Source organism: Mesorhizobium sp. (assembly GCF_005063415.1).
Lineage (GTDB): Bacteria > Pseudomonadota > Alphaproteobacteria > Rhizobiales > Rhizobiaceae > Mesorhizobium.
Genome location: NZ_SUEG01000059.1, coordinates 1 through 23,750 on the forward strand (window position 1 = coordinate 1; position 23,750 = coordinate 23,750).

Annotated in this window: 25 protein-coding genes and 3 pseudogenes; 12 read left to right on the top strand and 16 right to left on the bottom strand. The window is 63.3% G+C overall.

The genetic code is table 11. From position 1 onward, the window contains the following. From E5W70_RS16935 to E5W70_RS16960, 6 genes and pseudogenes are all read right to left on the bottom strand, one after another. A pseudogene (locus E5W70_RS16935) lies at positions 1–256 on the bottom strand (ectoine utilization protein EutA); the annotation flags it as partial. Continuing rightward, complete coding sequence (gene ehuD / locus E5W70_RS16940) at positions 253–912, bottom strand: ectoine/hydroxyectoine ABC transporter permease subunit EhuD (RefSeq protein WP_292659913.1); 660 nt, start codon at positions 910–912, stop codon at positions 253–255. The pseudogene E5W70_RS16935 and the gene ehuD, both read right to left, overlap by 4 nt. 16 nt (positions 913–928) lie before the next feature. Further along, positions 929–1,588, bottom strand: a complete 660-nt coding sequence (ehuC, locus tag E5W70_RS16945; RefSeq protein WP_292659914.1) for an ectoine/hydroxyectoine ABC transporter permease subunit EhuC — start codon at positions 1,586–1,588, stop codon at positions 929–931. A gap of 170 nt (positions 1,589–1,758) precedes the next feature. After that, positions 1,759–2,610 (bottom strand): ectoine/hydroxyectoine ABC transporter substrate-binding protein EhuB, encoded by an 852-nt coding sequence (gene ehuB / locus E5W70_RS16950; RefSeq protein ID WP_292659916.1) that lies wholly within the window; start codon positions 2,608–2,610, stop codon positions 1,759–1,761. 65 nt (positions 2,611–2,675) lie between these two features. Then, positions 2,676–3,461, bottom strand: coding sequence for an ectoine/hydroxyectoine ABC transporter ATP-binding protein EhuA (gene ehuA / locus E5W70_RS16955; protein WP_023677199.1), 786 nt, complete (start codon positions 3,459–3,461; stop codon positions 2,676–2,678). A gap of 122 nt (positions 3,462–3,583) precedes the next feature. Further along, the gene (locus tag E5W70_RS16960; RefSeq protein ID WP_292659918.1) at positions 3,584–4,969 is read right to left on the bottom strand and encodes a PLP-dependent aminotransferase family protein; all 1,386 of its coding nucleotides are present in this window, start codon (positions 4,967–4,969) and stop codon (positions 3,584–3,586) included. A gap of 82 nt (positions 4,970–5,051) precedes the next feature. On the opposite strand from E5W70_RS16960, the gene E5W70_RS16965 reads away from it, so the two are divergent. Both E5W70_RS16965 and E5W70_RS16970 read left to right on the top strand, forming a co-directional pair. Continuing rightward, positions 5,052–5,543 carry an Lrp/AsnC family transcriptional regulator gene (locus E5W70_RS16965; RefSeq protein WP_292659920.1) on the top strand — a complete coding sequence of 164 codons (492 nt, stop codon included), beginning with the start codon at positions 5,052–5,054 and terminating at the stop codon, positions 5,541–5,543. A 127-nt stretch (positions 5,544–5,670) separates the two neighbouring features. Next, positions 5,671–6,165, top strand: a pseudogene (locus tag E5W70_RS16970) (aldehyde dehydrogenase family protein); the annotation flags it as partial. On the opposite strand, the pseudogene E5W70_RS16975 reads toward E5W70_RS16970, so the two are convergent. The 5 genes and pseudogenes from E5W70_RS16975 to E5W70_RS16995 all read right to left on the bottom strand — a co-directional run. Continuing rightward, a pseudogene (locus E5W70_RS16975) lies at positions 6,144–6,584 on the bottom strand (ATP-binding cassette domain-containing protein); the annotation flags it as partial. The pseudogenes E5W70_RS16970 and E5W70_RS16975 overlap by 22 nt on opposite strands. Positions 6,585–6,588: 4 nt before the next feature. Then, on the bottom strand, positions 6,589–7,575 hold the full coding sequence (locus E5W70_RS16980; RefSeq protein WP_292659922.1) for an ABC transporter permease: 987 nt from the start codon (positions 7,573–7,575) through the stop codon (positions 6,589–6,591). Positions 7,576–7,682: 107 nt separating this feature from the next. Then, the gene (locus E5W70_RS16985) at positions 7,683–8,615 is read right to left on the bottom strand and encodes a substrate-binding domain-containing protein (RefSeq protein ID WP_292659924.1); all 933 of its coding nucleotides are present in this window, start codon (positions 8,613–8,615) and stop codon (positions 7,683–7,685) included. Positions 8,616–8,865: 250 nt separating this feature from the next. Further along, positions 8,866–9,660 (bottom strand): SDR family oxidoreductase, encoded by a 795-nt coding sequence (locus E5W70_RS16990; RefSeq protein ID WP_292659925.1) that lies wholly within the window; start codon positions 9,658–9,660, stop codon positions 8,866–8,868. A 78-nt stretch (positions 9,661–9,738) separates the two neighbouring features. Then, positions 9,739–10,896, bottom strand: coding sequence for a fumarylacetoacetate hydrolase family protein (locus tag E5W70_RS16995; RefSeq protein WP_292659926.1), 1,158 nt, complete (start codon positions 10,894–10,896; stop codon positions 9,739–9,741). Positions 10,897–11,122: 226 nt separating this feature from the next. Here E5W70_RS16995 and E5W70_RS17000 point away from each other — a divergent pair, with 226 nt between their 5' ends. From E5W70_RS17000 to E5W70_RS17030, 7 genes are all read left to right on the top strand, one after another. Beyond that, on the top strand, positions 11,123–12,406 hold the full coding sequence (locus E5W70_RS17000; RefSeq protein ID WP_292659928.1) for an FAD-dependent oxidoreductase: 1,284 nt from the start codon (positions 11,123–11,125) through the stop codon (positions 12,404–12,406). A gap of 84 nt (positions 12,407–12,490) precedes the next feature. Next, on the top strand, positions 12,491–13,378 hold the full coding sequence (locus E5W70_RS17005; RefSeq protein WP_292659959.1) for an ABC transporter permease: 888 nt from the start codon (positions 12,491–12,493) through the stop codon (positions 13,376–13,378). Beyond that, positions 13,375–14,253 (top strand): ABC transporter permease, encoded by an 879-nt coding sequence (locus E5W70_RS17010; protein ID WP_292659931.1) that lies wholly within the window; start codon positions 13,375–13,377, stop codon positions 14,251–14,253. Before E5W70_RS17005 ends, E5W70_RS17010 begins: the two co-directional genes overlap by 4 nt. Further along, a complete protein-coding gene (locus E5W70_RS17015) occupies positions 14,238–15,308 on the top strand; it encodes an ABC transporter substrate-binding protein (RefSeq protein ID WP_292659932.1) in 1,071 nt (356 codons plus the stop codon). Before E5W70_RS17010 ends, E5W70_RS17015 begins: the two co-directional genes overlap by 16 nt. A gap of 77 nt (positions 15,309–15,385) precedes the next feature. After that, a complete protein-coding gene (locus E5W70_RS17020) occupies positions 15,386–15,988 on the top strand; it encodes a cupin domain-containing protein (protein WP_292659933.1) in 603 nt (200 codons plus the stop codon). Then, a complete protein-coding gene (locus E5W70_RS17025) occupies positions 15,978–17,063 on the top strand; it encodes an ABC transporter ATP-binding protein (protein ID WP_292659935.1) in 1,086 nt (361 codons plus the stop codon). The genes E5W70_RS17020 and E5W70_RS17025 overlap by 11 nt, the downstream gene beginning before the upstream one ends. A 38-nt stretch (positions 17,064–17,101) precedes the next feature. Continuing rightward, positions 17,102–18,529, top strand: a complete 1,428-nt coding sequence (locus tag E5W70_RS17030; RefSeq protein ID WP_292659937.1) for an aldehyde dehydrogenase family protein — start codon at positions 17,102–17,104, stop codon at positions 18,527–18,529. A gap of 126 nt (positions 18,530–18,655) precedes the next feature. Here the strand turns inward: E5W70_RS17030 and E5W70_RS17035 are convergent, their stop codons facing one another. Together E5W70_RS17035 and E5W70_RS17040 are read right to left on the bottom strand one after the other, a co-directional pair. Then, positions 18,656–19,135: an SRPBCC family protein gene (locus E5W70_RS17035; RefSeq protein ID WP_292659961.1), complete on the bottom strand. Its 480-nt coding sequence runs from the start codon at positions 19,133–19,135 to the stop codon at positions 18,656–18,658. A gap of 2 nt (positions 19,136–19,137) precedes the next feature. Beyond that, positions 19,138–19,488, bottom strand: a complete 351-nt coding sequence (locus E5W70_RS17040) for a metalloregulator ArsR/SmtB family transcription factor (RefSeq protein WP_292659938.1) — start codon at positions 19,486–19,488, stop codon at positions 19,138–19,140. Between the two features lie 166 nt (positions 19,489–19,654). On the opposite strand from E5W70_RS17040, the gene E5W70_RS17045 reads away from it, so the two are divergent. Next, positions 19,655–20,008, top strand: a complete 354-nt coding sequence (locus E5W70_RS17045; RefSeq protein WP_292659940.1) for an ArsC family reductase — start codon at positions 19,655–19,657, stop codon at positions 20,006–20,008. Between the two features lie 146 nt (positions 20,009–20,154). Here E5W70_RS17045 and E5W70_RS17050 read toward each other — a convergent pair whose 3' ends face one another. From E5W70_RS17050 to E5W70_RS17060, 3 genes are all read right to left on the bottom strand, one after another. Further along, the gene (locus E5W70_RS17050) at positions 20,155–20,511 is read right to left on the bottom strand and encodes a DUF488 domain-containing protein (RefSeq protein WP_292659941.1); all 357 of its coding nucleotides are present in this window, start codon (positions 20,509–20,511) and stop codon (positions 20,155–20,157) included. A gap of 57 nt (positions 20,512–20,568) precedes the next feature. Continuing rightward, positions 20,569–21,825 carry an aminopeptidase gene (locus E5W70_RS17055; RefSeq protein WP_292659942.1) on the bottom strand — a complete coding sequence of 419 codons (1,257 nt, stop codon included), beginning with the start codon at positions 21,823–21,825 and terminating at the stop codon, positions 20,569–20,571. Between the two features lie 81 nt (positions 21,826–21,906). Beyond that, a complete protein-coding gene (locus tag E5W70_RS17060; RefSeq protein ID WP_292659944.1) occupies positions 21,907–22,821 on the bottom strand; it encodes a LysR substrate-binding domain-containing protein in 915 nt (304 codons plus the stop codon). Between the two features lie 96 nt (positions 22,822–22,917). Here E5W70_RS17060 and E5W70_RS17065 point away from each other — a divergent pair, with 96 nt between their 5' ends. Both E5W70_RS17065 and E5W70_RS17070 read left to right on the top strand, forming a co-directional pair. Then, complete coding sequence (locus E5W70_RS17065) at positions 22,918–23,118, top strand: hypothetical protein (RefSeq protein ID WP_292659946.1); 201 nt, start codon at positions 22,918–22,920, stop codon at positions 23,116–23,118. Between the two features lie 123 nt (positions 23,119–23,241). Then, on the top strand, positions 23,242–23,750 hold a 509-nt coding region (locus E5W70_RS17070; protein ID WP_292659963.1), incomplete at its 3' end, for a YbfB/YjiJ family MFS transporter.

The window sequence follows — 23,750 nt, forward strand, 5'->3', positions numbered from 1 at the left end:
GCTCGTCGGGGAGGATCAGGGCCGCACCCGCCGTCAGTGACGGCTGCATCTTGCGCAAATTCTCCGGCGTCGTCGGGTTAGCGTACGGAATACGCGCGACATAGACGCCGATACGGTCGCTCGCCACCATACGCTGAAAATCCGGTTCGCTCGTATGGTCGGTGGCAAGGATGATCAGGCCGACCCGCTTTTCCAGCGGACGCGCATCGAGCGGCGGCCGGGCCGAGTGCAGGCGGATATTGGGTGCAGCGCTCATCGTTCGATCCGCCCATAACGGTGTTCCAGCCAGCGCAGCAGCACCACCGAGAACAGGCTGATGGCGAGGAAGAAGGCGCCGACCAAGGTGATCGGTTCGATATACCGGTAATAGGTATTGGCGACGCTCTTGGCCTGGTTCATCAGTTCCAGCACGGTGATCGCCGACAGCAACGGCGTCTCTTTGAACATGGCGATGAAATAATTGGCAAGCGCCGGGATCATCGGCGGAATTGCCTGCGGAATGATGATGTGCGTCCAGGTCTGCGTGGCGTTCAGATTGCAGGCCTTGGCCGCTTCCCACTGACCGCGCGGCACATTGTCGATGCCGGCGCGGTAGACCTCGGCCGTATAGGTGCCGTAGTGCAGCCCGAGACCGATGACGCCCGCCACCAGCGGCGGCAACAGGACGCCGAAATCCGGCAGCACGTAGAAGATGAAATAGAGCTGCACCAACAGCGGCGTGCCACGAATGAACTCGGCAAGGAAACCGACGGTGCGCGACAGAGCCCTGTTCGGCGAACGGCGCGCCAACGCGATGCCCAGCCCAACGACGGCCGCCAGCACCGAGCCGAGCAGCGTCGCCAGGATGGTGATCTTCACCCCCTCGATCAGCGTCGGCAGGATCTGCCGGACAAAATCCCAATCCCATTCCATTATCAGGCCCGCTCCATCAGACGCGCACCCCGTCGAGGCCGCGCGCCATGCGGCGTTCCAGCGACCGCACGCCCCATGAGATGAGCAGCGCCAGTGCGAAATAGATGACCAGGATGGTGCTGAACGGCACCAGCGTGTTGCCGGTCTGCGAGCGCACGACCTGCGCCTGGAAGGTCAGGTCGGCGAGCGAAATCAGCGAAACGACGGCGGTGGCCTTGAGCAGCTCGATGGCGTTGTTGCCGAAGGTCGGCAGCATCACCAGAAGCGCCTGCGGCAGGATGATGTGGCGCATGGCTTGCCAGCGGCCGAGATTGAGCGCGGTGCAGGCCTCATATTGTTCGCGGCCGATAGACTTGATGGCGCCACGCACCACTTCCGCTGCATAGGCGCCGACATTGAGGCCCAGCGCCAGCACGCCGGCCTGCAGCGGCGTCAGAGAAATGCCGGCAAAAGGCAGCACGAAATAGGCCCAGAACAGCTGCACGAAGATCGAGGTGCCGCGGAAGAACTCGATATAGGCGGTGGCCAGCGCGCGTAGCACGAAAAACCGCGACAGCCGCCCCAGCCCGGCGAGAAAGGCCATGACCAAGGCCAGCACCGACCCCATCAACGTCAATTCGATGGTGACAAGCGCTCCTTGCAAAATCAGGCCGAAATAGCCGGACCATTGGGTCATTTGGGCTAAGCGTTTCCTCGCTTGGTGATCATTACAGAACGCCGGCGCCGCCCCTCATCCGCCTGCCGGCACCTTCTCCCCGTCACAGGGACGGGGAGAAGGGTGAAACTCCAGCGTTGGCGCCCTCTCCCCGTTTTTGACGGGGAGAAATTAGGGTGAGGGGCACTTTTTTACTTCGCCGAGCAGAGCTTGTCGCGGCTCGTCGACATCGCCGCCGCCGCCGAGAAGCCGTAAGGCTCGATGATCTTGGCGAACTCGCCGGACTTCTTCAATTTCGCCAATTCGACATCATAGGCGTCGCGCAGCGCTTCGTCGCCCTTCTTGAAGGCCGCGCCGTCGCAATAGACCGGCGCACCGACCACCGGCGCGATAACTTCGAGGTTCGGATCATTGGCTTTCTTGACCAGGTCGTTGATCGACAGCACGGGCAGCGAATAGGCATCGATGCGGCCGTCCTGCAGCATCTTCAGGCCGCTCTGGCCGTCCGGCACGACGATGACGCGCTCGCGCGGCACACCTGCGGTGAGCGCCAGCTTCTCCTCGGTGCCGCCACCCGGTGCGCCGATCGTCGCGCTGGTGTCCTTGGCGACGTCCTCGTAGCTCTTGAAGCCCTTCGGGTTGCCCTTCTTCACCAGCATCGCCTCGGCGTCGCACAGCACCGGTTCCGAATAGGCGACCGCAGCACAACGTTCCGGCTTCATGAACAGGCCGGCGGTGACGACGTCGAAACGGCCGGCCTGCAAGCCGGGGATCATGGCGCCATATTCCGAGATCGAGGCGACGATGTCGTTGACGCCAAGGCGTTTGAAGATTTCACGGGCAACGTCAGGCGCCGCACCCGAAACCTTGCCGTCGGCAGCGACCGCCGTATAGGGCGGCTCGTTGGCGATGGCGACTCGGGCAAAGCCTTGCGCCTTGAGCTCTTCGAGCTTGCTGTCATCGGCCGAGCCGGGCGTCGAGGCGGCCAGCACCGCCGTCAGGGCAATACCGGCGACGCCGGCCAAAATGGCAAATTTCTTCATTGTTCCCAACTCCTTGTTTGTCTGTCTTCTTGGCTTGCTTGAGGCGTCGCCGCCTCGCATGGCAGTCAGACCCGATGTCCGGCCGCAATGATCTTCTTCAGGAAACCTTGCGTACGCTCCTGTTTGGGATGGCGGAAAATCTCGTCGGGCTTGCCCTCCTCGACTATTCTGCCGCGATCGAAGAACAGCACCCGGTCGGCGAAGTCATGGGCGAAACCCATCTCGTGGGTGACCAGCAGCATGGTCATGTCGGTCTCGGCGGCGAGCTTGCGCATGACGTTGAGCACCTCGTCGACGAGTTCCGGGTCGAGCGCCGAGGTGACCTCGTCGAACAGCATGATCTTCGGCGACAGCGCCAGCGCTCGGGCAATCGCGACGCGCTGCTTCTGGCCGCCGGAAAGCTGCGCCGGCATCGCTTTGGCCTTGTCGACCATGCCGACCATGTCGAGCAGCTCCATCGCCCGCTTCTCGGCGGCGGCCCGCGGCACGCCTTTGGTCAGCATCGGTGCCAGCGTCACATTGTCGATGACGCATTTGTGCGGAAACAGATTGAACAATTGGAAGACCATGCCGATCTTCTGGCGCATTTTTGCCAAATGCCGTTCATCGGCCGTCAGCAGCCGGCCGTTGCGCTCCATGTGGTATAGCTGTTCGCCGTCGACCTGGATGTGGCCGCTGTCGATACGCTCCAGCGTCATCAGGATGCGCAGGATCGTCGTTTTTCCCGAACCCGACGGGCCGATCAGCGCCAGCTTCTCGCCGGGCATGACTTGCATCGAGAGGCCGTCCAGCACCTTGAAGGTGCCGAAGCTTTTCGAAATGCCGTCGATCTTGATGATGGGCGCCGACAATGAATTTCCCGTGCTGGAGAAGCGATGCCTTTAACGATGCGGATCGCGGCAAATCATGTCAATCAAGAAAATAATATCATGACAATATTTCGGACTCCGCACAATTGCCCGCCATTTGTTGCCTAGATCGCAAGCAGGAGATGCTCGGGATCGCCGAGCAGCAGCTTGGTGACAACGTCGAGACCGGCACGCAGTTCCCCCTCCGTGGTCGAGCCAAGCGAAATCCGCACAGCTGGATGCCAAGGCGTCTGCGAAATGCGAAACGACGTGCCGGGCGCGATCGCCACGCCCTGCAGGCGGGCCTGGGAAACAAAGCTTTCCTCGCCGCGATCATCGGGCAGCCGCAGCCAGACATGCAGCCCGTCGCGATGAGCCCGATAGTCCACTCCGGCGAGCACCTCGGCGGCGATGTCCAGACGCCGCCGCAAAGCCACGCGCTGCCATCGAACGAGTTCCATCGCGGTGCCGTCGGTCACCCATTTGGTGGCGATCTCGGCCACCAGCGGCGTCGCCATCCAGTTCGAGACGAGGTGGCGGTTGGCAACCGCGGCGACATAACGATCGGGTGCCGCGAGATAGCCGATGCGCAGCCCGGGCACTACGATCTTGGTAAAGGAGGTGACGTAGAGCGTGCGCTCGGGTGCAAACGCCGCGACCGGCGGCGGCCGGTCCTCGACCAACGGGCCGAGGACGTCGTTTTCGATAATGGCGATATCATGCCTGCGCGCCACGGCGGCAATCTGTTCGCGCCGGGCGGCATCCATCAGCGTCGCCGTCGGGTTGATCACCGAGGGCTGCACGAACACGGCGCGGATGTCCGACAGCCGGCAGGCCTCGTCCAGCGCTTCCGGGATCAGCCCATTGTCGTCGATCGGCAAACCCTCGAGGTTGAAACCGAGATAACGCGCCAGCGGGATCAGTGTGTGATGGCCGATCGCCTCGGTGGCGACGGTTGAACCCGGCGGCGCCACGCTCATCAGCGCCACTGTCATGCCTGCGGTGGCGCCGTTGGTCAGGCTGATGTTCTGCGGCGACGCGTCGAGGCCGCAGAGGCGTAGCCACTCGACACCCACCGCGCGATGGCGCGGGAACACCATGTTCGGCCTGAACGACAGCGCCGCGCTCGACGGCAGGTTTTCGGCGAGCCAGCCTAGCGCCTGCCTCAGCCGCTCCAGATGCATCGGTTCGCAGACCGGCTTCAGGATGGAGAGGTCGATGACCTCGCCCAGCCGCTCCGGCAGATAGGGCGGCTCCGGCTCGCGGCGCTGTGTCTGCACGAAGCTGCCGCGGCCGACCTCGCCGGACACCAGCCCGCGGCGGATCAGCTCCTCATAGGCGCGGCTGACCGTCTGCACGGAAAGTTTGAGATCGTCGGCGAGCTGCCGGTGCGTCGGCAACCGCGCGCCATTGGCCAGGCGCCCGTCATGGATGGCCCGCGCGAACTGGTCGGCGAGCGATTGATAGGCCGGCCGCCGGATAAGAGCGGGATCTGGTCGCCAAAATGTCATGACTTATTAGAGATCGAAATCAGTGCAATTGACAATCGAAATAATGCGCCGTCATGGTGTCCGGCACTGAGAGTAGGCGATCATGACTGCAGCGAAACTCGATCCGATCGATCTGAAAATCCTCGACGCCATCCAGCGCGACGGACGCATCACCAAGCTGGCGCTGGCCGAGAAGGTCGGCCTGTCGCCGACGCCTTGCTGGATGCGGCTGCGCAAGCTGGAAAAGGCCGGCGTCGTTTCGGGCTACCATGCCAGGATCGCCATGCGCGCTATCGCGCCGGTCGCCACAGTGCTGATGGAGGTAACGCTTGCCAGCCACCGCCAGGCCGATTTCGACCGTTTCGAGCGCGTCATCCGCGACATCCGCGAGATCGTCGCCTGCTGGTCTGTCGGCGGCGGCGTCGATTACCTGCTGAAGGTGATGGCGCGCGACATCGACGCCTATCAGCGGCTGGTCGACACTCTGCTCGAGCGCGAGATCGGCATCGATCGCTATTTCACCTATATCGTCACCAAGACGGTGAAGGAGGAGAGTGTGCTGCCGGTGGCCGACCTGTTGCCGGCATCTTCCTGATACCGGAGAGATCGTCTGCCCGGGCGATGCAATAGAGACAATCTCTCTACGTGCAGGCAAGCAAACAGCCTCTCTGTTTGCGCGGCAGAGATAGTCTTGCGGCATCACCCGAACCGGGAGCCCGATGATGTCCGCACATTTTGCCCGCTCGCACCGCCATGAAGCGCTTGATCGCCTTGCCGACCGACGGCTGCTGCGCGAACTCGCCTATGTCGATGGCCACTGGACGGCAAGCGAGACCGCGGAGAGTTTCGAGGTGACCGATCCGGCCACCGGATCCACCGTCGCTTTTGTTGCTGCCCTCGATGCCCGGCAGACGACATTGGCGATCGATGCGGCATCGCGCGCCTTTCCTGCCTGGCGCGCATTGCTGCCGCAGGAACGTTCGAAAATCTTGCGCAAATGGTTCGATCTGATCGGCGCCGCCAAAAATGACCTGGCCCTGCTGATGACGCTCGAACAAGGCAAGCCGCTGAAGGAGTCGCTCGGCGAGATCGACTACGCAGCCTCTTTTGTCGAGTGGTATGCCGAGGAGGCAAAACGCCTCAACGCCGAAAGCGTCACCAGTCATCTACCAAGCGCCGAGATGATGGTGCGGCGCGAGCCGATCGGCGTCGTCGGCGGGATGTTCTTCGAGATGCCGACCTGCTTGAGCAGGTCGCGGGCAACCACATTCATCGCCTCCTGGTCCATGCGGTTGAGGAAACGCGGCGGCTTGATCGGCTCGCGTCCGAGGAACAGGTTGCGGGCGATCGACAGCTGCGTCACCAGCGCGGAGTCCTGGTAGATCGTCTCGATGCCGTGGGCGATGGCGTCGCTGGTGCTGCGCAAATTCACCTTCTTGCCGCGGATGAAGATGTCGCCGCTGGTCAGCGGGACCGCGCCCGATAGCACCTTGATCAGCGTCGACTTGCCGGCGCCGTTGTCGCCGAGCAGCCCGACGATCTCCCTTTCGTTGACATGGAAATTGGCATCAACCAGCGCCTGCACGCGCCCATAGGACTTGCAGATGTTCGTCATGCGGATCAGTGGCTCGGCCATCGTCTCAAGTCCCTGCCTGATGCCGGCGTTCCAGCCATGAATGGAGCGCCATCATGCCGAGGATGATGGCGCCGATGAAAATATTATAGGCAAGGCCGGGCACGCCGATCAGCACGATGCCGTTGCGCATCACGCGCAGGATCAGGATACCGAGCACCGTGCCGATGATTGTGCCGCGCCCACCGGTCAGCGCCGTGCCGCCGATCACCACCATGGCGATGACTTCGAGCTCGTAGCCGGTGCCGCTGTTGGGGTTGGCCGCCGAGGTGCGCAGCGAGCTGATGACGCCGGCAAGTGAGGCCAGGATCGACGACAGGATGAACAGGCCGATCTTGACGCCGCTGACATTGACGCCGCGCGCCCTTGCAGCACTCGGGTTGCCGCCGGCCGCCTGGATCCAGTTGCCGGTCCGGCTCTGCGTCAGCACGTAGCCGAGCGCGATTGCGGCGGCGATAAACCAGAACAGCGACATATAGATCCGGAACGGCCCGATGAAGAAATCGCCGACCAGCGCTTCCGCCAGCCAGCTGCCCTCGGCGCTCCAGGTCCGCTGCGGAAACCCGTTGGTGACGAACAAAGCGGTGCCGCGTACCACCAGCAGCATGCCCAGCGTCACCAGGAAGGACGGGATCTTGAGCTGCGTCACGAACCAGCCATTGACCAGCCCGATGAACGCAGCGACCACCAGCGCGATGACGAAGGCGGCTTCGAGCGAGACGACGCCGCTGTTGAACAACGTCCACATCAGGACCGGCGAGAAGCCGAACACCGAGCCGACCGAGAGGTCGAATTCGCCTGATGTCATCAACAGCGTCATCGCCAGCGCGATCAGGCCGAGCTCGACCGTGAAGGCCAGCGTGTTCGAGATGTTTTGCGGCGACAAGAAGTCGTGGTTGATGCCCCAGAACACAGCGATCTCGACGACGAGCAGCACGAACGGCCCGAACTCGGGCCGCGCGATCGAGCGTTGGATAAGAGAACGATTTTCCACCTTGGACCCGCGATAGGATTGGATTTGGCCGAGACCGCAACCGGCTTCGGCGGAATGATGAGACAGTCACGGCCGCCGAAGCGGCCGTGACCAACTCGATCGCGGATTTATTTGCCGGACAGGATCTTGTCGTAGACTGCCGCGGTGTCCTTCTCGTAGAGCGCGCCGGTGATCACGTCGAAGCCGGGCGGAATACCGCTCGCCGCCATATTGGCGAGCGAGAGCGCGACATAGCTTGTCGCCTGCGGATCCTGCCACTGGCCGGCATTGACGTAGCCGTTCAGCACTTCCTGGGTGGTGTCGAGCGAGTTGCCCCAGCCGACGACCGGGATTTCGCCCGGCTTGACGCCGACCTGGTCGAACACCCGCTTGATGGAACCGGTGACAAGGTCGCCGAGGCCGATAACCGCCTTGACCTTGGCTCTGTTGGCGGTGAGATAATCGACCATGCGGTTGATCACTTCGGCCTGGTCGAGCGTCGCTTCGGTGATTTCATAGGTGATGCCGAGCGGCTCGAACACGCTCTTGATGCCTTCCTCTTCCTGGACGCCATAGGTGGCGCCGGGAATTTCGACCGGCATCCAGACGAAGTCGCCCTTCTTCACCAGGCCCTTGTCGACCAGATACTGCGCCCAATGCTTGCCGAAGGTAACGTTGTCGCCGCCGACATAGGCGTTGAAATCCGCCTTCGGGTCGGGCGTGTTGAAGTTGATGATCGGGATGTTCGCCGCCCGCGCTTCCTTGACGATTTCGACAAGGCTGCCCGGATCGGGGCTGGTCGTGGTGATGCCGTCGGCCTTGGCGGCAATTGCGGCGCGGACGGCTTCCTGTTGCGACGCCACGTCGCCATTGTGGAACGAGGTGTTGACGGTATTGCCGGTATCCGCCGCCCATTGCTTGGCGCCGGCAAGGAAGTAGGTCCAGACCGGATCGGCCGGGCCGCCATGCGAAATCCAGTAGAACGTCTTGGCCTGTGCCGCGGCCGGAATGGCCAGCGCCACAACCAAGCCAAGTACAAGCAGTCTTAGCCTCGTCAGCATTTGATTTCCTCCCATTTGAATCGAACTCCTCCTCCGACGACGATCGCGGCCAAAAGCCGTGCGCGGCCAAAACCGTGGTCGCATTTGCCAGCGTCGACCTGGGCGCATTAGAGCATTCCCTTTTTCGATCGATGGCAAGCCTCCATCGCCAATGGACGTTGCCGCAAGGCACCACGCCATCAGCAATCCCATCAGATTGCATCAGTTTGGCTGATATTTTCCAGGCGGCCGACGATCGGCCTTGCGACCGTCATGCAATGCCGCGCGGCGGCGCGCCGAGCACGGATTGCTCTAGGTCGATAAGCGTCCCGGTCATCAGCCCGGAGGCGTCGCTGAGCAGGAACAGCGTTAGCTGGGCGACTTCGTCCATGGTCAGCAATCGACCAAGCGGCAGGCCGGCGGCGGCGATCTTTGCCCAGTTTTCGCCCTTGCCCAGCGTGCGCGCCTGCATCTCTTGTTCGGCCGGCGTCGCTACCCAGCCCATGTTGATGCCGTTGACGCGGATGCGATCGGAAAGATGCGCGTTGGCAATGTTTCTGGTCAGCGTCGAAAGCGCGCCCTTGGTTGCGGAATAGATGGCAAGGTCCGGCGCACCGCAATGCGCATTCACCGACAGTATGTTGACGATGGCGCCCGCCGCCCGCCGTGTCTTCATGTCGGCCACGGCCGCCTGCATGAGGAAGAACGGCGCGCGCGCATTGACGGAAAACAACCTGTCCCAGTCGTCGATGGTGCCAGTTTCCAGCGAGGCCCGGTCGGTGAGGGCCGCGGCGTTCACCAGACAATCGATGCGGCCGAGTCTTTTGATCGCTTCCGCCATGACAGCTGCAGGCGCGGCCGGATCTCCAAGGTCGGCCTGGATGAAGACGACGGGCCGGCTTGGTCGTGAAAGCTCTTCGGCGATGCGTCTGCCACGCTCGGCATTGCGGCCGACAATGGCGATCCCTTCGCCGCCGTCGGCTGAGGCCAGCCGGGCGATGGTCTCGCCAAGCCCTTGCGTCCCGCCGGTAACGACAAGGGTCTTGCCCTCAAGAGCGACGATCAATGGACTCTCCCGAATGCCGACGAGCAGCTAATTTCCAATCAGAGAATTCTAGAATCTATCGGATGTTAGGCTGGGGGACTAGATGAGGTCGGCCCTTGCGAGGTCGCGCATCAGATGGCTGGCGCCGTAGGTCCAGTGTGGGCAGTCGGGCGACAGCCGCACGCGGTTGACCAGGGCACCGAACTTCTCCGACGAGATGGTGACGATGTCGCCGACCTTGTGGGTAAAGCCCTTGCCTTTTTCGCCGCGATCCTTCGACGGCACGAACATCGTGCCGAGATAGAGCGCCAGCCCGTCCGGGTACTGGTGATGTGGCCCCATGGCGGCGGCGACCAACTCTTCCGGCGAGCGGCTGATCTCGGCCATCGAACTGGCGCCCTCCAGCGAGAACCCATCTTCGCCTTCGACTCTCAACCGTACGATCGCTTGCTTCACGTCGCCGATGGAAAACGTCTCGTCGAACAGCCGGATAAAGGGGCCAAGTGCTGCCGAGGCGTTGTTGTCCTTGGCTTTGCCGAGCAGCAGCGCCGAGCGCCCCTCGACGTCGCGCAGATTGACGTCGTTGCCGATCGTCGCCCCGACGATCCTGCCGCTGCTGGCGGCAATCATGGCGATCTCCGGCTCTGGATTGTTCCATGTCGAGACCGGATGCAGGCCGACATCGGCGCCGAAGCCGACCGAGGCCATGGGCTGGCACTTGGTGAAGATCTCGGCATCGGGGCCGATGCCGACTTCCAGGTATTGCGACCAGGCGCCGCGCGCAATCAGCTTGGCCTTGATCTCCGTCGCTTCCGGCGAGCCGGGCTTGAGCTTCGACAGATCGTGGCCGATCAGCCCGGCGATGTCGGCGCGAATGGCGTCGGCCTTTTCGGCCGAACCGCGCGCCTGCTCCTCGATCACCCGTTCGAGCAGGCTGACGACAAAGGTGACGCCAGATGCCTTGATCGCCTGCAGGTCGACGGGGGACAGCAGGTATGGTTTCCCCGGATCGCGCGCTGTCTCGAAACTGTTGGCGGCAATGGCATCGAGCGGACCGATCGGCCGCCCCTTGGCCGAGCGGACGTGCCCCGCCGGATCCGGCAATTCGCAAACGTCGCGTACGGTCGGCGCCACATTTGACGTGATGTCGAAGACCGTGCCGTCACGCACCGTGACCACCAGCGGATGGGAAGCATCGCTCGCCCGGGCGCGGCCTACGAAGAGGCCTTCGGCGGGCAAATGTGTGGCGTTCGTCATGGTTTACATTTCCTGTTGTCTTGTCCTTCGGCCGCGGCACTTTCAACAAATTCCCGCCAAAGGTCTATCCCGCTTGCAGGGGCGAGCTTTGTCAATTCTTTCAAACGGTCTTCGCATCGCTGGACCTTGATCGAGCCTGACGTGCGCCAACGGCGACGGAAAACGCTCTTTCAAAATAATGAAACCGTCGCTAGGGTTTTCACCTACTGAAATCTCTAGGTGACGCTTGCTCCTACGGTTTTCCGACCCAATCTGGCAGAAGCCGCGGACAGCCACCGCGTTCCATTCGCTTTTTCCAGCCGGCCAATGCGTCGATGTCGTCGTCGTCGGCGGCGGCATTCTGGGTCTGTCGACAGCATTGCACGCTGCCCGGCTCGGCTTTGCCGTCCAGGTGCTGGAGGCCGGCGAAATCGGCAGCGGCGCATCCGGTCTGAACGGCGGCCAGGTCATTCCCGGCCTGAAATACGATCCGGACTGGCTGCTGGAGCATTTTGGTCTCGAGCGCGGCGAAGCGCTCGTCAACTTTGCCGCCTCGACGGCGGACGCCGTTTTCGAATTGATCCGCGACGAAAGAATGGCGGTGCCGTTCGTCCGCAATGGCTGGATCCAGGCTGCGCATACCGAGACCGCGCTAAAAGCGGCCGCGAACCGGGATCGGCAGTGGCGCGCCCGCGGCGCCGATGTCCGGCTGCTGAGCGCGACGGAGATCGCGACGATGACCGGCGCGCAAGGCTATCTCGGCGGCTGGCTCGATCGCCGTGCTGGTGTCATCGATCCGCTCGCCTACACGTCGGAACTGGCGCGCGTCGCTGCAGCGGCGGGCGTAAAGATCGCCGAGCGCCAGAACGTGATGCAGATCAGCAAGGATGCTGGCATTTGGCACGTTTCAACCGAAAGCGGCGCCGAACTCAAGGCCAAGGCGGTCGTTCTGGCGACCAACGCCTATACCGGCGGCCTGCTCCCGGGCCTCGCCGAGACGATCGTTCCGCTGCATTCCTTCCAGATCGCGACAGCGCCGCTATCATCCAATCTCGCGGCGGCGATCCTGCCTGACGGGCAGGCAGTGTCGGATTCGCGCCGCATCCTCGTCTATTATCGCAAGAGTGCCGATGGCCGGCTGGTGCTCGGCGGACGCGGCCGGATGGCCTTGCCGAACGGCCCGGCCGACTGGGCGCATCTGGAACGCGCGCTGCTGCGGCTCTACCCGGCGCTGTCCGATGTGGCCATTGAAAAGCGCTGGTTCGGCCGGGTGGCAATGACGCCGGACCATCTCCCGCATATCCACGAGCCAGAGAAGGGTCTGCTGGCGGTCGTCGGTTGCCAGGGCCGCGGCATCGGCCTGATGACCGCGCTTGGCGAGCGCATCGCCTCCTATCTGTCGAGCAGCGACACCAGGCAATTGCCGTTCCCGATATCGCCGATCCGGCCGATCCCGTTTCACGCCTTTCGACAGGTCGGCGTTGCCGCGACCATCGCCTGGTACCGGATGCTGGACGCCTTCGAACGCTGACGTTCATGCCCAAGCGTGAAACAGCTTGACAGCTTCATGAATATGAAAAAAGCTTGGTCGATTTCAAATTATGATGGGCCGTCGATGTCGACTATCGCCGCAACGCAGCCGCTGCCGGAAACCCGGTCTTCGCCGGGTTTTCGCTTCGCCATGCTGCTGCCCGGCGGGCTGGTCACCTTCTTGTTGATCCTTTTCGCGCTTGGCCTGGTGTTCTTTCTCGCTTTCCGCGGCAATGACGGCTCGCTGCTGGGGGCTGGTTTCACCCTTGCGAATTTCGTCACGGTGGCAACCGATCCGCTGTACTGGACGGTGACTCTGCGCTCGCTGGGCATCGCCGGCCTGGTGACGCTGGCAACCGTCGTCACGGCATATCCCGTTGCCTACTACCTGGCTTTCCATGCCGGGCGGCAGCGTGGGCTGCTGCTGTTCCTGCTGACCCTGCCGTTCTGGACCAGCTATCTGCTGCGCGTCTTCGCCTGGAAGATCGTGCTTGCCTATAATGGCGTGCTGAACTCCGCGTTGATCGAAAGCGGCATCTGGTCGGAGCCGACATTGGCGTTCTTGAATACGCCGGCAGCGGTCGTCGTCACGCTTGCCCACGCTTATGCGCCGTTCGCCATCCTGCCCATCTATGTGGCGCTGGACACGATCCCGAAATCGCTGCTCGAAGCTGCTTCCGATCTCGGCGCAAAACCGTTCACCAGTTTCCGTCGCATCGTGCTGCCCAATTCGATGCCGGGCGTGCTGGCGGCTGCTCTCGTCGTCTTCGTGCCGACCGTCGGCGATTATGTGACGCCGGCGCTGGTCGGCGGCCCTGCCAGCACCATGATCGGCACGCTCATCCAGGCCGAGTTCGGCAAGGCCAATGATTGGCCGTTCGGCGCCGCACTCGCCGTCGCCGTCATGCTGGTCATTCTTGCCGTGGTGCTGGTGGTGCGCTTTGCCGACCGCCGATACGGCAGCCGCACATGAACACGGCGCGTATCGATGCAAGGCAGGGCGGCGGCTGGCTGGGAGCCTACGTCCTTGCCTATCTGGTGTTCCTGTATCTGCCGATATTGCTGATCCCGCTGTTTTCCTTCAACAATTCGATCCAGGCGGCATTTCCGCTGCAAGGCTTCACGCTGGAATGGTACGGCACGCTGGTCGGTAATTCGGCGCTGTCCGGCGCGCTTGCCAACAGCCTCGTCATCGGCACCATTGCCGCCACCGGCGCAACACTCTGCGGCATCACCGTGTCCTATATGGACCTCTACGGCCGTTCGCCGCTGGCCGCCACGATCAGCGCCATTGCCCGGCTGCCGATCCTGATCCCCGGCGTCATCGTCGGCATATCGCTGCTGATCCTGGTCAATCTTGCCGGTTTCGGGCCGTCGCGCATTGCCATCGTGCTCGGTCACATATTGGTGGCGCTGCCGACGACGGTGGTGGTCATGCGCAGCCGCTTCGCCGCCATTCCGACGACCATCCGCGAGGCAGCGCTCGACCTCGGCGCCTCCGACTGGACGACCTTCAGACGGGTGATGCTGCCGCTCAGCCTGCCCGCCACTATTTCGGCGTTCATGCTGGCCTTCCTGACCTCGTTCGACGAGTTCATCGTCGCCTTCTTCCTTGCCGGCACCGAGCCGACGCTGCCGCTTTATATCTGGAGCCAGCTGCGCTTTCCGAAATCGCTGCCGACCGTCATGGCGCTCGGCACCGCGATCCTGGCCGTGTCGTTCCTCATCGCCGCACTCGCCGAAATCCTGCGCCATCGCGGGCTTGCCGCCACCCGGCGGCCAGCGCCCGCCAGCCTGTCAAAACCAGAAGAAACCGAAAGAGGAGAACTGCAATGGCATTCGACCTGAAATCGATAACGGCAAAGACAGCGAAAACCGGACTGGCTGCCTTCGCGCTGGCGCTTGCGTCGACTGTCGCCTTTGCCGGCGACAAGCTGCAATATTTCACCTGGTCGGGCTATGAACTGCCCGACTTCAACAAGAGCTTCCTCGCAGCGCACCCCGATGGTGTCGAAGCCTCGATGTTTGGCGACGACGATGACGCTTTCACCAAGGTCAAGGCTGGCTTCCGCCCCGACATCGCGCATCCCTGCTACGACAAGGTGGCGCGCTGGAACAAGGAAGGCCTGCTGCAGCCGATCGACACCAAGCGCATCAAGAACTGGGATTCGATCTTTCCGGTCTTCAGGAACCTGCCCGACCTGCAGGCCGGCGACGGCAAGGTCTGGATGGTGCCGTGGGACTGGGGCAACACCTCGATCCTCTACCGCACCGATCTGGTGAAGAACCCGGAAGCCAGCTGGAACCTGCTCTGGGACAAGCAATATGCCGGGCGCATGGCGACCATCGATGCCGTCCACGACACACCGGTGGTGGCAGCCCTTCTCGCCGGCGTCAATCCATTCGACATGACACCGGAACAGATGGACAAGGTGGCAGAAAAACTTCGTGAGCAGCGCCCGCTGCTTTCGAACTACACCACCGACATGACCTCCGTCGAACAGGCATTGGCGAGCGGCCAGCTGGTCGCCGCCATGACCTGGAACGCCTCGGCCACCTCGCTGAAGAAGCAGGGCGTGCCTGTCGAGTTCATGAAACCGAAGGAAGGCATGCTGACCTGGGCTTGCGGTTTCGTCATGCTCAAGGACGCCAAGAACGTCGATCTCGCCTATGACTTCATCAACAGCCGGCTGGAGACGGATTCGGGAAAATACCTGATCCAGGCTTACGGCTACGGCAGTTCGACCAGCTCGGCCTTCGCTGCGGTGCCGAAGGAGGAGCTGGAGAAACTGCAGCTGCCGCCCGATCCGGAAGTGATGCTGAAGACCACCGTCTTCACCGGGCCGATGAAACAGAATGACGAACTCGCCAAGATGTTCGAGAAGGTCAAGGCAGGCGGCTGAGCTTCTGAGGCGCCGCGCGGTTTCGACTGCGCGGCGCCGCTCCAGGATACCGAAAACGAGGTCGGGAATAGATGGACATGCTGAACGAAGCGGCTGAAAAGCCGAAGGACGACGCCGATGTGCGGGTCGGCCGGCGCGTGCGGGCGCTTAGGCTGGAACGCCATCTTTCGCTGGCTGAACTCGCCACCAAGGCCGGCGTTTCGATCGGTGCGCTCAGCCAGATCGAGCGCGGCCTGTCCTCGCTGCGTGTGCGGGTGATCTGGCCGCTCGCCGCCGCACTCGACATCGAGCCGTCGGCGCTGATCGCCGACGGCAATGATGCCGGCAACGATCTTTATTGTGTGCGCGCCAACAGCCGGCGGCAGATCCCGGTCAAGTCGGAAGGCATCGCCAAGGCGCTGCTGTCGCCGCCGGCTGCCACGCTGACCGGCATGCTGGTGACGGTTGAGGCCGGTGGCGGCACCGCCGAAGCCTACGCCCATGCCGGCCACGAATTCGGCTTCGTCATGTCAGGCGAGGTCGAGCTGGTGGTCGATTCGACCAGATACGGGCTGAAGGCCGGTGACAGCTTCGCCTTCAAGAGCACCTTGCTGCATGCCTTCCGCAATCCGGGCAGCGAGCGCTGCCAGATCCTGTGGGTCAACACTACCAAACCATCCGAGGTTCGCGATGGCGCCTGATCCGCTCGTCCGGCTGGACAAGGTCTCCAAGATTTTCCCTGGCGGCATCGTCGGGCTCGACACCGTCGATCTCGACATTTCTCGCGGCGAGTTCCTGACTCTGCTCGGACCGTCCGGCTGCGGCAAGACCACCAGCCTGCGGGTCATCGCCGGTTTCGAAAGCCCGTCGAGCGGCAGGGTTCTGCTCGAAGGGCGCGACATCACGGCGCTCAGGCCCTTCGACCGCCCGGTCAACACCGTATTCCAGGATTACGCGCTGTTCCCGCACATGAACGTCGCCGAAAATGTCGGCTTCGGCCTGTCGCTGCGCAAGCTCTCCGGTGCCGAACAGGCAAGGCGCGTCGGCGCAGCGCTCGACATGGTCGGCCTTGCCGAAAAGCTCGGCGCCCGCGTGTCCGAATTGTCGGGTGGCCAGCGCCAGCGCGTCGCGCTTGCCCGCGCGATCGTCTGCGAGCCGCGTGTGCTGCTGCTCGATGAGCCGCTATCGGCGCTCGACGCGCATCTGCGCGAGCAGATGCAGGTCGAATTGAAGCGGCTGCAGTCGCGGCTTGGCACCACTTTCGTCATGGTCACGCACGACCAGACCGAGGCGCTGTCGATCTCAGACCGCATTGTCGTCATGAACAAGGGCCGCATAGAGCAGATTGCGCCGCCGGCGACCCTTTACGATCGGCCCGCCACCAAATTCGTCGCCAGCTTCATCGGCACCATGAACCTTCTGCAGTCGCGCTTTGTCTGCCGTGACGGCGAGCGCTTGCGGTTCATCGCCGGCGCTCTGCCACTGGAAGCGATTTCGGATAAAGGCGAGCTGCCTGGCGAGGGCACGGTGCGCACCATCGGCGTGCGTCCGGAGGACCTTTTGGCGACGACCGAGGCCGCGGCCGGTACTGCACCGGTGCGGGTCAACAGCATCGTCTTTCACGGCCGCACCTTGCGCCTTCATGCAGAGCTGGGGCAGGGGACACAGGTGGTGATCGACGCACCACGCCGGACAGAGGGTTTTCAATTCAGCGTCGGCGACGTGGCGCATATCAGCCTGCGCCGCGGCGCCAACTGCCCTATGCTGCCCAGCTAGTCTGACTTTCAAACTTCCAGAAAACCGGAGCACGGCCCATGAGCAATCATCTCAACTTCTTCATCGGCGGCAAATGGGTCGGCCCCGTGGTTCCGGCAACGCTGGATGTGATCGATCCGTCCACCGAAGAGGCCTACACCAAAATCTCGGTCGGCTCGAAAGCCGATGTCGACAAGGCCGTGGCGGCAGCCAAGGCGGCATTCCCGGCCTTCTCGCAAACGACCAAGACCGAGCGCCTGAAGCTGCTGAAGCGTATCCTCGAAGTCTACAATGAGCGCTACGAGGACATCGCCCAGGCGGTCAGCCAGGAAATGGGCGCGCCGATCAGGTGGGCGCGCGAGGCGCAGGCCTGGGCGGGCAGGGCGCATATGGAAGCTACCATCAAGGCGCTTGAGGATTACGAATTCAGTGAGAAGCGCGGCACCACCATGGTGGTCAAGGAGCCGATCGGCGTCTGCGCGCTGATTACACCGTGGAACTGGCCGCTCAACCAGATCGTCTGCAAGGTGGCGCCGGCCATCGCCGCCGGCTGCACCGTCGTTTTGAAACCTTCCGAAATCGCGCCGATCAGCGGCATCATTTTTTCCGAGGTGATGGACGCCGCCGCCACGCCTAGGGGCGTCTACAATTTGGTGAATGGCACCGGCCCGGATGTCGGCCAGGTCATGGCTGGCCATCCCGACGTCGACATGGTCTCGTTCACCGGGTCGACCCGGGCCGGCATCATCGTCGCCAAGACGGCGGCCGAGACGGTCAAGCGCGTCGCGCAGGAGCTGGGCGGCAAATCGGCCAACATCGTGCTGCCCGACGCTGACTTCGAGACTGCGGTGCGCAAGGGTGTCAACGCCTGCTTCGGCAATAGCGGCCAGTCCTGCGACGCGCCGACCCGCATGCTGGTGCCGGCCGCCCGTCACGACGAGGCGCTGACGATCGCCAAGAAGGCCGCCGAACGGCACAAGGTCGGCGACCCACGCTCCGAGGAGACCAAGCTCGGGCCGGTGGTCAGCAACATCCAGTTCGACAAGATCCAACGGCTGATCGAGGCAGGCATCGCCGAGGGCGCGACGCTGGTCACCGGCGGCCCCGGCCGGCCGGAGCACCTCAACCGCGGCTATTATGTGCGGCCGACCGTTTTCGGCCACGTCAGGCCCGGCATGATCATCGAGAAGGAGGAGATTTTCGGGCCGGTCCTGTCGGTCATCTCCTACGATGACGATGATGATGCGGTGAAGATCGCCAACGACACCGTCTATGGCCTGGCCGCCTATGTGCAGTCCCGGGATATCGAACACGCCCGCAAGATTGCCAGCCGGCTGCGTGCCGGGCAGGTCTCGATCAATTATCCGGAATGGGACACGTTCGCGCCCTTCGGCGGCTACAAGCAGTCCGGCAACGGCCGCGAATACGCCGACTGGGCGATCCACGATTTCCTCGAGATCAAGGGCATCATCGGCTACGGCGCCTGAGCCTTCAACATTGGCATTACGCCAACCGTCAAATTTGTTGCGATGGTTGGTGCCTTCGGCACCGCCGTTCGGTTGAACGGCCACGACGGCTCCGTGGCCGCAATGTGAGTGCGAAGCAGGGTCGCCTCAGATCGTCTTGACGTAGCCGGCCAACTGATCCGCCACTGTGCCCCAGCCGTCGTAGAAGCCCATCTCCTCGTGGCTGTTGCGGGTGGCTTCGTCGCGGTGGATGGCGGTAGCGGTGTAGCGTGTCGCCTCGCCCTGAGATTGCAGCGATATGACGGCTGTGATGAATGGGTCGCCTGACGGCCGGTAGCCGGGCAGCAGCGCATCGGTCCACACCAGGCGCTCGTTCTGGACAATCTCGAGGTAGCAGCAACGCCTGTCGTTGACCTCCTTGCCGTCGGGCGACTGCATGCGGGTGCGGAACAGGCCGCCGGGCCGAAGGTCGATCTCGCAATCGGTGATGATCCACGGCTTCGGCGTGAACCATTGGCGGACATGCTCGGGCTTCGTCAAGGCCGTCCACAGCACTTCTCGCGGCGCCTCGATCGTCCGTTCGAGCACGAGGTCGAGCTTCGGATCGGGTTGGAACAACGGGACCATATTCATCTGTCTTTCTCCTTGAGTTTCAGCACGTAGTCGTCGAACTGGTCGAGGCGGCGCTCCCACAGCGCACGCTGCTCGGCCAACCAGTTTTCCGCGAGCTTCAACGGCTCCGGCGCGAGCCGGTAGGTCCTGACGCGGCCTGCCTTCTCCGAATGCACCAGCCCGCAGCCTTCCAGAACCCTGAGATGCTCGATGAAGGATGGCAGGGCCATCTCGAACGGCTGCGCAAGCTCGCTGACCGAGGCGGGGCTTCGGTTCAGTCGCTCGACCACGCGTCGCCGGGTCGGATCGGCGAGCGCCCGGAAAATGCCGTCGATCGGCGGGGGGCTTTCGGTCTGCAGGCCCGTCATGGTCATTTCCTTGGCTCGGCCATTCCGCGTGACCGGCTTAGAAAACACTTAGGGAAATTCCTTACTATTGGCAAGCGCGAAAATCGCGGAGCCCGGCGAGGCCGCTGGAAAAGTGAGAGGCGCGGTTTTAGGGTGCCGTCAGATTCGACTGGTCCGAGGACGCGTTTTGACGATCACCATGTACGGCATCACCAATTGCGATACGGTCAAGAAGGCGCGTGTCTGGCTGGCGAGCCACGATGTTGCCTATCGCTTTCACGACTACGGGACAGACGGGCTTGACGCGGATCGGCTGAACGGCTGGTCAGGCAAGGTCGGCTGGGAAATCCTTCTCAACAAGGCGAGCACAACGTTCCGGGAACTGTCGGAGGAGGACAGACTGGGCCTGGACGAGAAGAAGGCCAAGGCGCTGATGCTGGCCAAACCGACGATGATAAAGCGACCAGTGCTGGAACTTGGCGACAGGGTTCTCGTCGGGTTCAAGCCGGATGTTTATCAAGAGGCGGTGAGTGGGAAATAGAACCGACCCGCCGCGATCCGTCGCGCCCCCCTCTGTCCTGCCGGACATCTCCCCCTCTAGTGGGGAGATTGGATGTCACTTCGGCTTTCGCTAGTCTCCAAAGAAGTGTCCGGCAGGACAGAGGGGGGCGCCGCCCGCCGGCGTGACTAATTGATCTCGCGCAAATAGCTCGCCAGTGCCACCGCATTGTTGTGCGCCTCGTCATGGGCGCCGTAGAGCAGCGTCACCTTGCCTTCACGGAGCAAGGCGCGCATTTCCGCCACCGCCTCGCCGTTCCGGTCGAGCTCATCGCGGTATCGCCGCTGGAATTCCGCCCAGCGCGCCGGCTCATGACCGAACCATTTGCGCAACGCATTGCTTGGCGCGATGTCCTTCAGCCAGACCGTCAGCGCCACGTCCTCTTTGCGGACGCCGCGCGGCCATATGCGATCCACCAGCACCCGATGCCCGTCATCGGGCGCCGGCTGCTCATAGATGCGCTTGACCGCGAGCTCCATTGCCAACTCCGCATGGCCCAGCAGGCGCCGCTGCTTGCTGGCCTTCGCTTAGAGATCCCGGGCCTAAACCCACTCGCCCTTGCGCATCACCGGCACGCGGCTGCCGTCCTTGTGGACGCCGTCTATGTCGATCTTGTCCGAGCCGATCATCCAGTCGATGTGGATGAAGCTCTTGTTGCCGCCGCGCGCCGCGATCTCGTCCTGGCTGAGCGAGGCGCCGTCGACGAAGCACTTCGAGTAGCACTGGCCAAGCGCGATGTGGCAGGCGGCGTTCTCGTCGAACAGCGTGTTGAAGAACAAGAGCCCGCTCTTGGCGATCGGCGAGGAATGCGGCACCAGCGCCACCTCGCCGAGACGGCGCGAGCCTTCGTCGGTATCCAGCACCTTTTGCAGCACATCCTCGCCCTTCGTGGCCTTGGCCTCGACAATGCGCCCCGCCTCGAAACGCACCGCAATGCCGTCGATCAGCGTGCCCTGGTAGGACAGCGGTTTGGTGCTGGTGACATGACCCTCGACGCGCCTTGCATGCGGCGTGGTGAAAACCTCTTCGGTCGGGATGTTGGGGTTGCAGGTGATGCCGTTCTTGGCGGTCGAGGCGCCGCCCATCCACTCATGGCCGTCAGCCAGCCCGACGGTCAGGTCGGTGCCGGGGCCGGTGAAATGCAGCGCGTGGAAATTGTGGCCGTTCAGCCATTCGGTGCGGCTCTTCAACGCCGCATTGTGCGCCGTCCAGTTGCCGATCGGGTCTTCGACGTCCACCCGCGAGGCGGCAAAGATGGCGTCGGCAAGCTTGGCCACGGCGACGTCTTCGGCGTCGTCCGGAAACACTTGTTTGGCCCAGGCCTGATCGGGATAAGCCACAATGTTCCAGTTGATGTCGAAGCCGGTGATCTTTTGCAGCGCCGGCTGGTAGGCCATCGAATTCGCCTTGTTGGCACGCGCCACCTTTGCCGGGTCCTGCGCCGAAAGCAGCGACGGATCCTCGCCGCGCACGGCAAGCCTCGCCGCATTGTTGGCGAAGGCTTTGGCCATGCCTTCATAGAGCCAGCCGGCGGTGCGGTCGAAGCCGGCGTCGGCGCCGTAGCGGAAGCGCGCCAGCGTGATCTCGTCATCGTTGAAGATCGGCGTCACCAGGCCCGCACCTGCCTTGTAGGCGTGCTCGACGATCCGTCGCGTCAAAGGCAGCGCTGCAATGGACGAGGTCAGCACCAGATCCTGCCCCGGCTGCAATTGCAGCCCAACCTTGACGGCGACCTCCGCTAGCCTGTCGAGCTTTACCGGGTCGATGGTTGCGGAAACGCCGCGCGAATGTGTGGTCATGATCCTGCCTGCCGTGATTGGGGACTGTTTCTTACATAGACCGGCGCTACCGCCCTTTCCACCGTGATGATGTCGGCAGGTTTAGCTGGCGCTCTCGAGCGACCTGAACTGCGCCATCGTCGCCTCGATCTCTTCGCGGATCCAGATCTTGAAATCCCTGACCTTGCGGCTTTCGCTCTTGCTGGCCGAAGTCACCAGCCAATAGCCGAGGCCGCTCTGCGCGCGTACGCCGAACGGCGCGACGAGCCGGCCGTCGGCCAGTGCGTCGGCGGCCAGCAACTGCCAGCCGAGCATGACGCCGTGACCGGCAATCGCCGATTCCAGGCACAGCATCGGATCGGTGAAGCGCGCGCCCTTCATGAAGGTGACCGGCTCCACCCCGGCCGCTTCGAACCAGCTCTCCCAACTGATCATCGATCTCTCGTCGGTGATCGCACAGGTCAAAGCAAGATCTTCGATCGATTTCAGCTTGCTGGCGATCACCGGTGCACAGACCGGAAACACCTCCTGCGCCAGCAGCAATTCGGCCCGCCCGCCGGGCCATTTGCCGTCGCCGAGCCGGATGGCGACGTCGATGTCCGAACGATCGAGATCGGCAAGCCGCACCGAGGCATCGATGCGCAGGAGCACGTTCGGATGGCGGGCGAAATGCCGCGACAGCCGCGGCAGCAGCCATTTCGAGGCGAAGGCCGGCGCCACCGAAACCACCAGCGTGCACTCCGAGCTTTCATCGGCAAGCGCTACCGCCTGTGCGAGCTCGCGGAAGCCTGCGCTGAGCCGCGCGGTAAAGACCGTGCCGAATTCCGTCGCCACCAGGCCAGCTGGCGTTCGTTCGAACAGCGCTCGGCCGAGCTGTTTTTCGGTCCGGTTGATCTGCTGGCTGACGGCGCTGACCGAGACGTTGAGCTCGCCGGCCGCCGCCGCGAGCGAGCCCAGGCGCGCGACGGCTTCGACGGCGCGCAAGCCGTTGAGATGGACGCGGTTCAGCATAGCCATACAGTTTTTCTAAACTCGAACGGCTGAAATCTCAATTGCCAGACACTGCCGGATGCCGGATTCTAAGTGGGCTACTCAGTGTGAGGAGGCAATCTGATGAAGATTTTGTCATGGCTCGGCGCCTTTTCCCCGATCGGAACGCAGCCACACCGGCATGACAGCGAGGCCAATTGGGGGACCGATCCGCTGTCGCATCCGGTGCTCGACACCATGTCGGAGCGCGAGCTCGCCGACATGCCGTTCAGGCTGACCGCGGGTCGTACTCACTACGAGACGGCTTCGACCTGCTGCGGCTGAGTTCCTGAACGAGGATCGTGCTTGGCACCTCAGGCGAGCCAGCCGCCGACGCGGCTGCGCAACCCTACTGGCCCAATAAAAGGCGGATTGTCTCACCGGCAGGCGCACCTATGGTGCACCGCGATGAACATCGCTTCGCCCTTGCGCCTGGCAATCGCCGGCATGATCGCCCTGGCCGTCGCCATGGGCATCGGCCGCTTCGTCTATACGCCGATCCTACCTGGCATGATGGAAGAGCTCGGCCTGTCGCCGGCCGATGCCGGCTGGATCGCATCGGCCAATTATCTCGGCTACCTCGTCGGCGCGCTTGCCGCCACCGGCGGCTGGGCGCAAGGCCGCGAGCGCCAGCTGATGCTGGCCGGCCTTGCCGCCACCGCGATCCACGCCGGCCTGATGGGCCTGACCGGCACCATGCCCGCCTTTCTCCTCATCCGCCTTCTTGCCGGCCTCGCTAGCGCTTTCGTGCTGGTCTTCATGACCAGCATCGTTTTCGGTCATCTCGCCGCGGTCGGGCGAAGCGACCTGCAGGCCCTGTATTTCGGCGGTGTCGGCCTCGGCATCACGGCGTCCTCGGCGCTGTTGGCAGTCCTCGTCACCGAACATGCCGGCTGGGCCGCGGGCTGGCTGTGGTC